The sequence below is a fragment of the Cellulosimicrobium cellulans genome (assembly GCF_016907755.1).
GTDB lineage: Bacteria > Actinomycetota > Actinomycetes > Actinomycetales > Cellulomonadaceae > Cellulosimicrobium > Cellulosimicrobium cellulans_D.
On the sequence record NZ_JAFBCN010000001.1, the window covers coordinates 4,197,052 to 4,210,840 of the forward strand.

Here is a 13,789-nt window from a genome sequence, read left to right on the forward strand (position 1 = left end):
ACTGTGGGAACGAGGGTTGCCAGGGGGTTTCACCCGGGTGAGAAGACGTTCCGCACAGTCTCGGTCGGAGTCGTCCTGAGGGGCAGGATCCTGCGGATCCGACGTCGCACTAGCCGCTCGGAGAAATAGATTGGACGGGTGTCCAGATTCCACGTTCTGCCGAAGGTCCGGATACATCCGACGAAGGTCCCGAAGCGATGTGCGGCCCGGCGCCGGCCAGATCCACCTGGACGAGTGACCATCTGTGGAGGCCGTAGCGCGGCGCCTGCATCCTAGCGTGCCGTTGCGAGTGGTCCCGACGTGTGTTCACACCAGAAGGAGATGTGGTGCAGGTCACGGGTGTGACACCCGGGTGCGGGTGAAAAACCGCGCGGTGGCTACGATGCCCCTGTGCCCTCGTTCGTCACGCTGCTGCTCCACCCCGACCGCCGCCGCCCCGACCCCGGGCCCTGGCGGGTCGACCTGCGCGTCGTGATCCTCGTCGGCATGGGCCTCTGGACGGTCGCGCTCGTCGTGTGCACGGTCCTGCTCGTGACCGGCACGATCGCCCCGCGCGCCGTCGCGACGTGCGGCGTCGGCCTCGTCCTCGGCCTGCTCGGCCTCGTGTGGGAGCGCCGGAACCGCACCCGCTACGGGGCGTCGTCGGACGACTGAGGGTCGTCCCAGGCCGTCCGCGCGAGCGCGTCCTGCGCCGCGTCCGGGTCGCGGAGCGCCTCCTCGAGCACGAACCGCGCGCCGTGGCGTCCCGTCGCGACCGCGAGCCCCGCCGCGAGCCCGGCCGGCCCGGTCGCGTGCACGACGGCGTCCGCTCCCCCGCCGCGCTCCACCCACCACGAGACTGCGACCCCGCCCACGCGCAGGTCGTCGTGACGTTCCCAGGTGCGAGGCGCCGGACCGTCGAGGACCGCGCGCACCGCCTCGGGGACGTCGCCACGACGGCCGGGGGCGTCGGGGGCGGGAGCGGTGCGCGGGACGGTCCGGACGTCCAGGAGGTCGGCGACCTCGGCCAGGAGCCCCGGCGGCGCCGGGAGGACCGCACGGACGGGTGACCACATCGGGTCGGGGGCGACGGCGACGTCGTCCGCACCGACCACGACCACGGCGCCGGCACGCAGCGCGGGCACCCGGTCGGGCGGCGGGTCCAGCCGCTCGCCCCGGGCCGCGAGGACGCCGAGCGCACGCCAGAGCGTCAGCGCGGCCCGCGCGTCGACCGCCTCTCCGACGTCGGGCAGGTCGTCCAGCAGCTCGACCCACTCGTCCGGCTCGAGCTCCGCGAGGTCCCGTACGCCGCCCAGCGCGGCCAGCACCTCGTCGTCGAGCCCTGCCACCTCCGGCGGGGCCGGACGCAGGAACGGGACGTACCGGGGGCCCGAGCCGAGCGCGAACGCCCCGCCGAGCTCCTCGCGCAGCCACCACGCGGTGTAGGAGCGCGCCGTGGTGGTCCGACCTCCCTCGGCCCGCACCGGGGCGAGCAGCGCCTCCCGGGTGGCGGGATCCGTGGAGAGGCGCGCGAGCGCGTCCGGCCACGCCGCGTCGGCGACCGCGTCGAGGTCCGCGACCGCGACGACGTCGCCCACGTACGCCTCGGGACCGAGCGTCGCCGCGAGGTACGCGAGGTACCCGCCCCAGTCGGACAGCCAGCCCTCCGGGGCGTGCGGGTCCAGGTCCGGCTCGTCGTCGGCCGACGCGGGCGTGAGCACGTCGCGCACCTGCAGCACCCCCAGCCCGTCGGCCGCGCCCACCGCGCGCAGCACCGGCCCGCCCCAGCGGTCGACGACCGCGGGATCGACCAGGTCGAGCGTGTCGAGCGCGTCCGCGGCCCACGTCCCGGGCAGCGCGCAGCCGCGCACGGGCGACCATTCGTCGTCGGCCGTCGGGACGGGCAGCTCACCCCACCAGAACGGCAGCCCCGCCCGTGCCGGGTCCGGTGCCGCACGCACCGCGGTCGCGACCAGCGCGAGCAGCCGCTCCACGTCCGCCGTCGGGTCGTCGCCCGCGTCCGCCGTGTCCGCCGCCGCGAGGACGCGCTCGCGCACGGCCCCGTCGGAGAGCACCGTCCGCAGGTCGGTCACCCGTGCCCCGAGGCGCTCGAGCAGCGGGTGCGCGGCGCGCGGGTCGACCACGCGCAGCCCGAGCCCGGTCGCGTCGCGCGCATCGATCACCCCGCCGTCCGACGGCGCGCCCGACCCGGCGTCCAGGAGCAGCAGGCCCCGCGCACCGCGCACGACCCGCCCGCCGAGCAGCGGCACGGGGAGCGCCCCCAGCGCCTCGAGCACCGACCGGTCGCCGGCGTGCGGCGCGAGGGCGTCGTACAGGTCGCGCCAGCGCGCCGGGTCGGCGACGAGCGGGAGGTCGTCCACGACGTCCGCGAGGTCCACGACCTGCGCACCGAGCGACCGCGCGACCGCGCGGAGCGGCCCCGGGACGTCCACGAGGTGCGCGAGCCCGAGCTCGGCCCGCACGCGCGCGTCGCCCACGTCCCCCGTGAGGACGCGCGCTTCGGCGGGCGTGACCAGGGCTCGCCGGTCGGCCGCAGCCCCGGCCTCGTCGTCGGCCACCCCGAGCGGCTCCTCGGCACCCCGCGCGGGCAGCGCGTCGAGCGGGAGGAGCGGGGTCCGGGCGAGCGCCGCCTCCGCCGCTGCTCGGACCTCTGCGTCGACCGTGCTCGCCGGGAGCCCGGTCGGGACGAGGGCGAGCACGTCCGCGCCACGCGTGTGCGCGAGCTCCGCGAGCAGCTCCGCGTACGCCCGCCCGGCCGCGCGCGCGACGTGCACGGTGACCGGGCCGGGCGGGACGTGGCGGCGCGCCGGGTCCAGCGGGAACGTCGCCAGGAGCAGCGCGGGGAACGTGAGGCGCTCGTCGGTGGGGGTCGGGGCGTGCAGGACCTCGGTGCGCGCACCGTCGTCGGGCAGCGCCCACGTGACCGCCCACCGCGTCGTCGCGCGCTCCTCGACCGGGCGGTCCGCGAGCAGCGCCGGGTCGATCGACCCCTCGCGCCGCAGGACGGTCCACCGGTCGGCGACGTCCGCGACACGGCGCTGCTCGACGCCGTCCCCGGTCACGACGACCTCGGCGAGGGCAGGGAGCGCGAGCAGGAGCGGGTCGCCCACGTCGGCGAGCTCCGCGCGGACCGCGGCGAGCGCGTCCGCGTCGCGCAGCTCGACCTCGACGACCGTGTCGTAGCCCGCCGGCACCTCGACGCGGGTCGGGAACGGGAGGCGCAGCACCGGGAGCCGGTCGCCGCGGCGCGCCACCTCGGCGGCGAGGTCGGGACGGTCGGCGACCACGTCGTCGACCGCGGCGCGCGTGCGCTCGAGCGACAGCTCGACGGCGCTCTCCCCCGCCCCGACCCGCACCCGGTCGGAGACCGACCGGACCGCCGCGAAGCCGACCCCGAAACGGCCGACCGTGGACGCCCGGCCGTCGGCGTCGCGCGTACCGCGCCCCGTCGCGGACGCGCGCAGCGCGACGAGCGACGCGACGCCCGAGGCGTCCAGCGGCTCGCCGGTGTTCGCCGCGCGCAGCACCCAGGGCTCGTCCGGGCCCGACGGCGCGTGCAGGCTCAGGCGCAGCCGCCCCGGGACCCCGGCGCGGGCCGCGGCGTCCGCGGCGTTCTGCGCGAGCTCGACGACGACCCGCCCCCGGTACGACCCGTGGGCGTGGTCCTCCTCGGTGTTCGCGTCCTCGCGCAGACGCGTCGGCGACGACCGCCACGCCTCCAGGACCGCACGGCGCAGCGCGGCCGTCCCGAAGACGTCGTCCGTCACTCCTGCGGCTCGTCCGCCGCCGGCTCGGAGGCCGGCTGGGCGTCGGCCGGCCGGGACTCCAGCGCGGCTCCCGGCTCCGGGGCGTCGGCCGTCGGCTCGGGGGCGACGGCGTCGGCCTCCGGCTCCGCCACCGTCTCCTCGGCGGGCTCTGCCGGCGGGGCGACGGACTCGAGCAGCGAGACGATCTCGACGTGCAGCTCGTCGACCAGGGGGTCGGCGTCCGGCCAGTCGCTCCGGTGCGGCTCGACGTCGGTCTCCGAGTGCGCGCCGCAGCCGTGGTCGAGGCTCACGACCTTGCCGTCGTCGGGCGACCACGCGTTCGCGCACACGCCGAACACCTGGCCGAGGCTGCCCTGGAGCGTGACGAGGAAGCCGCACGACCCGCACTCGGCGGCCGAGGCCACGGCGCCGCGCGCCGTCGGTCCGCGAGAGCCGCGGTACCAGCGCTCGGCGGCCTCGTCACGGCCCTGCGGGGACAGCACGCGGGCACGCGCGAGGGCGAGCTCGTCGATAGCGACCGCGTCCTGCTCCTCGTCGCCGGTGGGGACGTAGCCGGGCTCGAGACGCGGGTCGTCGGCGCGGAACGGGAGCACGTCGCCCGGCCCCACGTCGCCCGGCTGCAGGCGCTCGGACCACGGGAGCCACGACGGCGCGAGCAGCGCGCCGTCGCCCGGCAGCAGCTCGACCTCGCACACCGTGGCCGTCCGGCCGCGCGGCACGCGCGCGAGGGTGACGGTCCAGTGCCAGCCGCGGTAGCCGCGCATCGTGCACGCGAACCGGTGGGAGATGAGGCGGTCCGCCTCCGCGAACGTGCCGAGGTGCTCCCCGACGTCCTCGGGGCGCTCGGCGACCTCCTGGGCCGCGGCGCGCGCGAGCTCGACCGCGCCCGTGAGCACGGCGTCCCGCGCGGCACGCGCGGACACTCCCCGGGAACGCTCCTCGGCGGCAGCCACGGCGACCATGTCAGCCCTCGATCTCGTCGGCGACCACGCGCAGGACCTTGGCGACCATCGTGGCCTTGCCCTTCTCCGGGTAGCGGCCCTTGCCGAGCCCGTCGCGGATCCGGTCGAGCTCCTTGATGAGGTCCTCCACGATGACCGCCATCTCGTCCGCCGAGCGGCGCTTCGCCTTGACCACGGACGGGGCCGGGTCGAGGAGCGTGACCGCGAGCGCCTGCGGGCCGCGACGCCCGTCGGCGACGCCGAAGTCCACCCGGGCGCCCGGCTTGGGCGCGGGGGCGTCCGCGGGCAGCGCGGAGGCGTGCAGGAAGACCTCGCCGCCGTCGTCGTTGGCGATGAAGCCGAACCCGCGTTCGGTGTCGAACCACTTGACCTTGCCGGTGGGCACGTGGACCTCGTTCGTGCTCGTAGGAACCAGAACCCCCAGGCTACCGGCCGGACGGCGGCAAGGCCGCATCCGTCCCGCGTGGGACGACCCCGGCGTCGGCGCCGACGCGCAGGGCGACGGCGTCGAACCACTGCGCGTAGTCCGCGACGGTGCGGTGGAGGTGGCCGAACAGCTCGAAGGAGACCGTGCCGAACAGGGTCGTCCAGGCGACGAGCGTGCGTACGACGGCCTCCGCCGGGGCGTCGGCGCCGACGAGCCCGCGCGACGCGACGTACGCGACGGCGGGAGCGACGAGCGCGCCCGCGTCACCGGCCGACGGCGGGGCGGGCGCGGGGCCCTCGCCGTCCGCCCAGGAGTCGGCGACGACCCGGACGAGGGTCCGCACGACGCGCGTCGCCGGCTCGACGGTGTCCTGCGGCGCCGCGTACCCCGGGACGGGCGTGCCGTAGAGGAGGGCGAAGTCGCCGGGGCGCTGGACGCACCACGACCGCAGCGCCCGGCAGGCGGCGAGCCACCGGCCGGTCAGGTCGTCGCGCGCGACGGCGGCCTCCGCAGCCTCGACGGCGGCGCCGAGCTCGTCGTAGCACTCGACGAGGAGCGCGGTGAGCAGCGCGTCGCGGCTCGGGAAGTACCGGTAGACGGCGGACGACACCATGCCGACGTCGCGCGCGACGGCCCGCAGCGAGAGCGCGGCGGGGCCGTCGGCCACGAGGCGCGCGCGGGCGGCGTCGAGGATGTCGCGCGTCAGGGTCTCGCGCGCGAGGGCGCGTGCCGTGCGAGGAGCCGTCATCCCGTCAGGGTGGCAGACGAGAGCGCCGCCCACAAACGAGAGCACCGCTCTTGCGCAAGCGGACGGTGCGTGCCATGCTCCTCGACGAAGCGAGAGCACTGCTCTCGGAAAGGAGACCCCATGTCCAGCGCACCTTCCTCGGCCGACCGGCACGTCGTCGTCGGCGCCGGGCCCGTCGGCCGGCACGTCGCCGCGGAGCTCGCCACCCGCGGGTCGCACGTCACCGTCGTCACCCGTAGCGGCCGGGACACCGGCGTCGCGGGCGCCACGCACCTCGCTCTCGACGCCTCCGACGCGGACGCCCTCGCCCGTGTCGCCGAGGGCGCCGACGTGCTCTACAACTGCGCCAACCCCGGCGACTACACGCAGTGGGAGCGCGTGTGGCCGCCCCTCGCGACGGCGATGCTCACCGCCGTCGAGCGCACCGGCGCCGTCTACGCGATCACGGGCAACCTCTACCCGTACGGCCCCGTCGACGGGCCGATGACCGAAGACCTGCCCGACGTCGCGACCGACCACAAGGGCGTCCTGCGCGCCCGGCTGTGGGCCGACGCGCTCGCCGCGCACCGCGCCGGTCGCGCGCGCGTCGTCGAGGTGCGCAGCTCCGACTTCGTCGGGCCCGGGGTCGGGAGCAACGGGCACGTCTCGCGCGTCGTCCCGGCCGCCCTGCGCGGGCGTGCCGTGACCATGATCGGGCGCACCGACCTGCCGCACTCGTTCACCGACGTCCAGGACGCCGCCCGCACGCTGGTCGCGGCGGCGGCCGACCCCGACGCTCACGGCCGCACGTGGCACACGCCGAGCAACCCGCCCCGCACCCAGCGCGAGGCGCTCACCGACGTCCTCGCGAGCGCCGGGCACCCGCCCGTCCGGGTCCGCTCGCTGCGCGGCGCCGGCCTCGCCGCCGCCGGACTCTTCTCGCCGCTGCTGCGCGAGCTCCGCGACCTCGCCTACCAGTGGGACCGCCCCTACGTGCTCGACGACACGGCAGCGCGTGCCCGCTTCGGGATCGAGCCGACGCCCTGGGACGAGGTCTGCCGGCGCACCGCCCGCGGCTGAGCACCCGGACCGTCCGCCGGCCGTGGCCGAGCGGCGCGTAACATCGAACGGATGGCCACCTCCCGGCCCGAGCGGGCTCCGACGTACAGCGAGTCGCTGCGCCAGCGCGACGACGCCGCCCTGGTCGCGCTGCTCCGGCGGCGGCCCGACCTCGCGACCCCGTCGCCCTCGACACTCCTCTCGCTCGCCGCGCGCGCGATGAACCGGACAAGCCTGGAACGGGCGCTCGCGGGGCTGGACGAGCTCACGCTGCACGTCCTGGAGTCGGTGCTGGTCCTCGACTCGGTGGGGTCGTCCGCGACGGCGGCGACGGTCGCCCGCGCGACGGGCGTCGACCGGGCGCGTGTCACCGCGGCGCTCGCCCTTCTCGACGAGCTCGCGCTCGTGTGGACGCCGGGCGCGCGGGCGGCCGGGTCCCGCCCGGCGCCGGGTCTCGCCGAGGTCCTGGGTCCGCACCCCGCCGGCCTGGGCCCGGTCGCGACCGCGCCCGGCGCGTCGGCCGCCGGCCCTCCGTCCGACCTGCCCGACGACGCGCCGCCGGGCGCCCGGGCCATCCTCGACGCGCTGACGTGGGGACCGCCCGTCGGCGTCGCTCCCCGGTCGGACCCGTCGGCCCGGCGTGCGACGGACTGGCTCGTGGGCCACGGCTACCTGCGCGCGACCGACGAGCGCCACGTGGTGCTGCCGCGCGAGGTCGGGCTCGCCCTGCGCGGCGACCGCACCCACCGCGACGTCCGGACGGCGCCGCCCGTCCCGGACGTCCGCGAGCTCCCGACGGCGACGGTCGCCGCCGAGTCCGCGAGCGCCGGGCTCGAGGCCGTGCGGCTCGTCGCGCGGCTCGTGACGCACTGGACCGAGCACCCGCCGGGCGTGCTGCGCGCGGGCGGGCTCGGGGTGCGCGACCTGCGGCGGGCCGCCGTCGCGCTCGAGGTGGACGACCCGACGGCGGCCGCGGTCGTCGAGCTGGCGGCGGCGGCCGGGCTCGTGGCCGACGACGGCGACGACCCGCCCACGTTCACCCCGACCCTCGCGGCGGAGGACTGGCTCGACGACGACCTGGGCGACCGGTGGGCGACGCTCGCCCGCGGCTGGTGGCGTTCGCGCCGCACTCCCTGGCTCGTGGGCAGCCGCGACGAGAAGGGAGCCCTGCGCGCCGCGCTCGACCCGGAGCTGTGGCGCCCGTGGGTGCCCCGGCTCCGCCGGTCCGTCCTGGACGTCCTCGACCTCGCCCCCGGGCGCCCGCTCGCCGCGGCCGACGTCGTCGCCGTCCTGCGGTGGCGTACGCCGCGCGCGGTGCCGCCGGAGCAGGCGGTCGCGGGGCTGCTGCGCGAGGCCGCGCTGCTCGGGGTGACGGGGGCCGGCGCCCTCGCTCCCCCGGGCCGGGTCCTCCTCGGGGCCGACGACGCGGCGTCGCCGTCCGGGACCGGGCCGGCCGACCTCGGCGCCGCCTTCGAGGCGGTGCTCCCGACCGAGGTCGACGACCTGCTGCTCCAGGGCGACCTCACGGGCATCGTGCCGGGGCGGCCGTCGCGCACGCTCGAGCGGCTCGTGGAGGTCGCGGCCGACGTCGAGTCGCGCGGCGCCGCGACGACGGTCCGCTTCACCCCGGACTCCGTCCTGCGCGCGCTCGACCGGGGCGCGACGGCCGACGAGCTCCTGGGCGACCTCGCGGCGCACTCGCGCACGCCCGTGCCCCAGCCGCTGGAGTACCTGGTGCGGGACACGGCCCGCCGCCACGGTCGGGTCCGTGTGGGGACGGCGTCGTCGTACGTGCGCGCCGAGGACCCGGTGCTGCTCGCGGGGATCGCGGAGGACCCGGTCCTGCGCGGGCTGGGCCTCGTGCTCCTCGCGCCCACGGTCCTCGCGTCCTCGGCACCCGCCGGGGAGCTGCAGGAGGCGCTGCGCGCGCGCGGCGTCCCGGCCGTCGTGGAGGGCCCGGACGGGCGCGTGCTCGTCGCGGACCGGGCGGCACGTCGGGGCGGGCCCGACGACGTCGCACCGCCCCGGCGCGGACGGCTCGCCACCGCGGGCCGACGCGGACGGGCGCGGACGGGAGTCGTCCCGGGGTCCGGTGCGCGCGTCGACGAACCCGGTTCTGGCCCCGACCGGGGGGAAGCGCGCTTCGCGGACCTCGTGGCGCGGCTGCGCGCCGCCGACTCCCGCGCCGCCGCGCAGGCCGACGGCGGCACGGGCCGGGCCACGGGTGACCGCAGCGTGTCGAGCGGGGGCGACCGGGCGCCGTCGGGCACGAACGGGCACAGCGGGTCCAGCGGGTACGACCTCGGGGAGGGAACATCCGACCCGGTGGCCGCGTTGGGTCTGCTGCGCGAGGCCATCGCGGACGGGGCGATGGTCTGGCTCGAGGTGGTGGGGCCGACCGGAGGGCAGGACCGCCGCCGCGTCCGACCCCTCACCCTCGACGCGGGACGGCTGCGCGCGCAGGACCCGGCGCGCGACGCCGAGCTCACGGTCGCGGTCCACCGCATCGCCTCCGTCACCCCGGACGCCCCGCCGAGGTAGAGCCCTGGTCACGACCACGCCTCCACCTCGCGGCACCACGGTTCTACCTCGGCAAGGAGACACATGACCGACGGACCCCTCATCGTCCAGAGCGACAAGTCGCTGCTGCTCGAGGTCGACCACCCCCGCGCCGACGACGCGCGGCGGGCCATCGCGCCGTTCGCCGAGCTCGAGCGCGCCCCCGAGCACGTCCACACCTACCGGCTCACGCCGCTCGGCCTGTGGAACGCGCGCGCGGCCGGGCACGACGCCGAGCAGGTCGTCAACACGCTCATCGAGTACTCGCGCTACCCGGTGCCGCACGCGCTGCTCGTCGACGTCGCGGAGACCATGTCGCGGTACGGGCGGCTCACGCTCGCGCAGCACCCGACGCACGGGCTCGTGCTCGAGGCGACGGACCGCGCCGTCCTCGCCGAGGTCCTCAAGTCCAAGCGCACCGCCGGGCTGGTGGGCGACCGGATCGACGACACGACCGTCGTCGTGCACCCGTCCGAGCGCGGCCACCTCAAGCAGGTCCTCGTGAAGCTCGGCTGGCCCGCCGAGGACCTCGCGGGGTACGTCGACGGCGAGAAGCACGCCATCGCGCTCAGCCCGACGACGCCGCCGCGCGTCGAGGGCGAGGAGCCGAAGCCCTGGGAGATGCGCCCGTACCAGGCCCAGGCCGTGGACGGGTTCTGGCACGGCGGCAGCGGCGTCGTCGTGCTGCCGTGCGGCGCGGGCAAGACGATCGTCGGCGCGGGCGCCATGGCGAAGTCCGGGACGACGACGCTCATCCTCGTGACGAACACCGTGAGCGCGCGGCAGTGGCGCGACGAGCTCGTGCGGCGCACGACGCTCACCGAGGACGAGATCGGCGAGTACTCCGGTGCGCGCAAGGAGATCAAGCCCGTCACGATCGCGACCTACCAGGTGCTGACGACCAAGCGGAAGGGCGTGTACACGCACCTCGAGCTGCTCGACGCGCGCGACTGGGGCCTCGTGGTCTACGACGAGGTGCACCTGCTGCCCGCGCCGATCTTCCGCATGACGGCGGACCTCCAGGCGCGCCGCCGCCTCGGGCTCACCGCGACGCTCGTGCGCGAGGACGGCCGCGAGGACGAGGTGTTCTCGCTCATCGGGCCCAAGCGGTACGACGCCCCGTGGAAGGACATCGAGGCGCAGGGGTACATCGCGCCCGCGGACTGCGTGGAGGTGCGCCTCACGCTGCCCGAGTCCGACCGCATGACGTACGCCGTCGCTGAACCGGAGGACAAGTACCGGCTCGCCGCCACCGCCGCGGGCAAGAACCGGGTCGTGGAGCAGATCGTCGCGCAGCACCCGGACGACCAGGTGCTCGTGATCGGCCAGTACCTGGACCAGCTCGAGGAGCTGAGCAACCACCTCGACGCGCCGCTCATCACGGGTGCGACGACGGTCCGCGAGCGCCAGCGCCTCTTCGAGGCGTTCCGCTCGGGCGAGATCTCGCGGCTGGTCGTGTCGAAGGTCGCGAACTTCTCCATCGACCTGCCCGAGGCGTCCGTCGCGATCCAGGTCTCGGGGTCGTTCGGGTCCCGCCAGGAGGAGGCCCAGCGCCTCGGCCGCGTCATGCGCCCCAAGTCCGACGGCCGCACCGCGCATTTCTACGCCGTCGTCGCCCGCGACACGGTCGACCAGGACTTCGCCGCCCACCGCCAGCGCTTCCTGGCGGAGCAGGGGTACGCCTACCGCATCGTCGACGCGGAGGACCTGGGCGTCGTGCAGTGACGGGTGGGGGTCCCGCGACGCAGGAGCGCGGCACCCGCCCGGCACGGAACGACGCCCAGGGCCGACCGAAAACACCGGGACCTGGGCGTCGTGCAGTGACCGCTCCCCGTCGAGTGCGTGAAATCTGTCGTCCCGAACCGGTTCGGGGCGACATTTTTCCTGCACTCACGGGTTCGTCCCACGATGTGAGAGCGCTCCCAGCGAGTTACTGACAAGACAGTCAGTTGTGCCCTAGGCTCCCCGCATCGGCGCGACGTCGCGCCGGCGTCGGTGCGCTGCGCCGACCCCCCGTTCGAAGGAGAACACCCACCGTGACCCTCTCGACGACCATCCCCGGCGCGAGCAGGCCGGCCCGTCGTGCCCGTGCCGCAGGCGCGGGCGTGGCGGCGCTCGCCGTGGCCGCGACGGGCGTGGCTCTCGGCGCGCCCGCGACGGCCGCCCCCGCCACCGACCCCGACCTCGGACCCAACGTCGTCTTCATCGACGACTCGTGGTCGGTGGACCAGATCAACACCTATCTCGCGTCGATCAACGACGAGGCGGAGTTCAGCCAGGACCGGCACGCCGTGTTCTTCGAGCCCGGCGTCTACGGCGACGCGTCCGGCGCGAACGACCCGGCGACGGCGACGGGCATCGTCAACGCCGAGGTCGGCTACTACACCGCGATCGCCGGTCTCGGCGCGCAGCCGGACGACGTGCTCATCAACGGCGCGCTGAGCGTGCAGCCGGTCGTGAGCTGCCCGAACAACCCGTGGAGCTGCCAGGACCCGGGCTCGCTCACGCGCTTCTGGCGCTCGCTGAGCAACGTCGCGATCAACCCGATCCAGCGCCCGGTCGACGAGGACGTGAACCGCCCGTTCCCGGCGGGGATCACCGACCCGCACCAGCTCCGGTTCGCGGTGTCGCAGGCCGCGCCGCTGCGTCGCGTCGACATCCAGGGCGACCTCACGGTGTTCGGCCGGTTCGGCGAGTACGCGAGCGGTGGCTACCTCGCCAACTCGCGCGTCTCCGGCCGCCTCGTGACCGGCTCGCAGCAGCAGTGGTACACGCGCAACTCCGAGGTCGGCACCTGGGACGGCGGCGTGTGGAACATGGTCTTCTCCGGCGTCGAGGGCGCCCCCGCCACGGACTTCGGCCCCCAGCCCGACGGCACCGCGGGCAACAAGACGACGCTCGACACGACCCCGCTGAGCCGGGAGGCGCCGTTCCTCTTCCGCGACGGCGAGGACCTCGCCGTGTTCGTGCCGAACGCGCGGACCGAGACGCGCGGCGTCGACTGGTCGACCGACGCCGACGCGGGCCAGAAGCTGTCCCTCGACAGCTTCTTCGTCGCCCACGAGGGCGACTCGGCGGCGGAGATCAACGCGGCCCTCGCGACCGGCAAGAACCTCCTGCTCACCCCCGGCGTCTACCACCTCGACGAGGCGATCCAGGTCGAGAACCCCGACACGGTCGTGCTGGGCCTCGGCTACGCGTCCCTCGCGCCGACGTCGGGCACCGCGGCGCTGGAGATCGGCGACGTCGCGGGCGTGAAGGTCGCGGGCATCACGGTCGACGCCGGACCGGTCGAGTCGGACGTCCTCGTGCGCGTCGGTCCGGCGGACGCGCACGTGGCGGACGCCGCCGACCCGACCACGCTCACCGACGTGTTCGTCCGCGTCGGCGGACCGTGGGTCGGCAAGGCGACGACGAGCATCGAGGTCAACAGCGACCACGTGCTCCTGGACCACATCTGGGCCTGGCGCGGCGACCACGGCGCCGGCATCGGGTGGGACCAGAACACCGGTGACCACGGCGTCGTCGTGAACGGCGACGACGTGACCGCCACGGGCCTGTTCGTCGAGCACTACCAGAAGAACCAGACGATCTGGAACGGCGAGCGCGGCCGCACGGTCTTCTACCAGAGCGAGATCCCCTACGACGTGCCGAGCCAGGCCGCGTTCATGGACGGCGACCGCAAGGGGTACGCGTCGTACCGGGTGGGCGACCACGTCCAGCGGCACGACGCCGTCGGCCTGGGCGTGTACTCGTTCTTCAACCAGGGCGTCGACGTACGCGTCGCGAGCGGCGTCCAGACGCCGGTCCGCGCGGGCGTGACGTTCCGGTCGATGACGAGCGTCTTCCTCAACGGCTCGGGCGGCATCGACCACGTCGTCAACGACACGGGCGCGCCCGCCGTCGGCTCGTTCGCCTCCCCGCAGGTCGTCGCGTACCCGACCGACCTCCCCGCGGAGGCGGACGTCACGGTCGAGGCCTCGACCCGCTGCCTCGCGGGCAAGGCGTACGTCGCGGTCCGGGCGACCAACGGGGGCGCGGCGCCGCTCGCGGTGACGCTCTCGACGCCGTTCGGGTCGCGCACCGTCGCGAGCGTCACCCCGGGCGCGAACGCGTACCAGTCGTTCGCGGTGCGCGCCGCCTCGGTGGCGGCGGGCGACGCCGTCGTCAGCGCGGTCGTCGGAGGGGTCACGAGCGAGGTCAGCGCGCCGTACGCGGCGCTGACGTGCGGCTGACCGACAGCGTCTCCTGAGCGCGAGGCCCGTCTCCCGAGGGGGAGGCGGGCCTC

The 13,789-nt window shown here is 76.1% G+C and carries 9 protein-coding genes; 5 read left to right on the forward strand and 4 right to left on the reverse strand.

Annotated elements, in window-relative coordinates:
* The first annotated feature begins 390 nt into the window (after window positions 1-390).
* Entirely contained in the window at window positions 391-654 is a 264-nt protein-coding gene (locus JOE63_RS18140; RefSeq protein ID WP_204542911.1) for a DUF2530 domain-containing protein, read from the forward strand.
* Here JOE63_RS18140 and JOE63_RS18145 read toward each other — a convergent pair.
* Genes JOE63_RS18145 through JOE63_RS18160 form a run of 4 tightly spaced genes read right to left on the reverse strand, consistent with a single transcriptional unit; the run spans window position 630 to window position 5,904 of the window.
* Entirely contained in the window at window positions 630-3,767 is a 3,138-nt protein-coding gene (locus JOE63_RS18145) for a sacsin N-terminal ATP-binding-like domain-containing protein (RefSeq protein WP_204542913.1), read from the reverse strand. The genes JOE63_RS18140 and JOE63_RS18145 overlap by 25 nt on opposite strands.
* On the reverse strand, window positions 3,764-4,729 hold the full coding sequence (locus JOE63_RS18150) for a DUF3027 domain-containing protein (protein ID WP_087469798.1): 966 nt from the start codon (window positions 4,727-4,729) through the stop codon (window positions 3,764-3,766). The genes JOE63_RS18145 and JOE63_RS18150 overlap by 4 nt, the downstream gene beginning before the upstream one ends.
* A 1-nt stretch (window position 4,730) precedes the next feature.
* Window positions 4,731-5,114 carry a cold-shock protein gene (locus JOE63_RS18155; RefSeq protein WP_087469799.1) on the reverse strand — a complete coding sequence of 128 codons (384 nt, stop codon included), beginning with the start codon at window positions 5,112-5,114 and terminating at the stop codon, window positions 4,731-4,733.
* 40 nt (window positions 5,115-5,154) lie between these two features.
* Window positions 5,155-5,904 (reverse strand): TetR/AcrR family transcriptional regulator, encoded by a 750-nt coding sequence (locus JOE63_RS18160; protein WP_087469800.1) that lies wholly within the window; start codon window positions 5,902-5,904, stop codon window positions 5,155-5,157.
* Window positions 5,905-6,024: 120 nt separating this feature from the next.
* Here JOE63_RS18160 and JOE63_RS18165 point away from each other — a divergent pair, with 120 nt between their 5' ends.
* The 4 genes from JOE63_RS18165 (at window position 6,025) to JOE63_RS18180 (ending at window position 13,736) form a co-directional block, all read left to right on the forward strand.
* Window positions 6,025-6,963 (forward strand): NAD-dependent epimerase/dehydratase family protein, encoded by a 939-nt coding sequence (locus JOE63_RS18165; protein ID WP_204542917.1) that lies wholly within the window; start codon window positions 6,025-6,027, stop codon window positions 6,961-6,963.
* Between the two features lie 51 nt (window positions 6,964-7,014).
* The gene (locus JOE63_RS18170) at window positions 7,015-9,483 is read left to right on the forward strand and encodes a helicase-associated domain-containing protein (protein ID WP_204542919.1); all 2,469 of its coding nucleotides are present in this window, start codon (window positions 7,015-7,017) and stop codon (window positions 9,481-9,483) included.
* A 63-nt stretch (window positions 9,484-9,546) separates the two neighbouring features.
* The gene (locus JOE63_RS18175) at window positions 9,547-11,226 is read left to right on the forward strand and encodes a DNA repair helicase XPB (protein WP_087469803.1); all 1,680 of its coding nucleotides are present in this window, start codon (window positions 9,547-9,549) and stop codon (window positions 11,224-11,226) included.
* A gap of 311 nt (window positions 11,227-11,537) precedes the next feature.
* Window positions 11,538-13,736: an adenylyl cyclase gene (locus tag JOE63_RS18180; protein WP_239576753.1), complete on the forward strand. Its 2,199-nt coding sequence runs from the start codon at window positions 11,538-11,540 to the stop codon at window positions 13,734-13,736.
* Window positions 13,737-13,789 lie beyond the last annotated feature (53 nt).

Coding starts and splice junctions, on each gene's coding strand:
- JOE63_RS18150 (WP_087469798.1), bottom strand. CDS start 4,729: ATGGTCGCCGTGGCTGCCGCCGAGGAGCGTTCCCGGGGAGTGTCCGCG.
- JOE63_RS18160 (WP_087469800.1), bottom strand. CDS start 5,904: ATGACGGCTCCTCGCACGGCACGCGCCCTCGCGCGCGAGACCCTGACG.
- JOE63_RS18165 (WP_204542917.1), top strand. CDS start 6,025: ATGTCCAGCGCACCTTCCTCGGCCGACCGGCACGTCGTCGTCGGCGCC.
- JOE63_RS18170 (WP_204542919.1), top strand. CDS start 7,015: ATGGCCACCTCCCGGCCCGAGCGGGCTCCGACGTACAGCGAGTCGCTG.
- JOE63_RS18175 (WP_087469803.1), top strand. CDS start 9,547: ATGACCGACGGACCCCTCATCGTCCAGAGCGACAAGTCGCTGCTGCTC.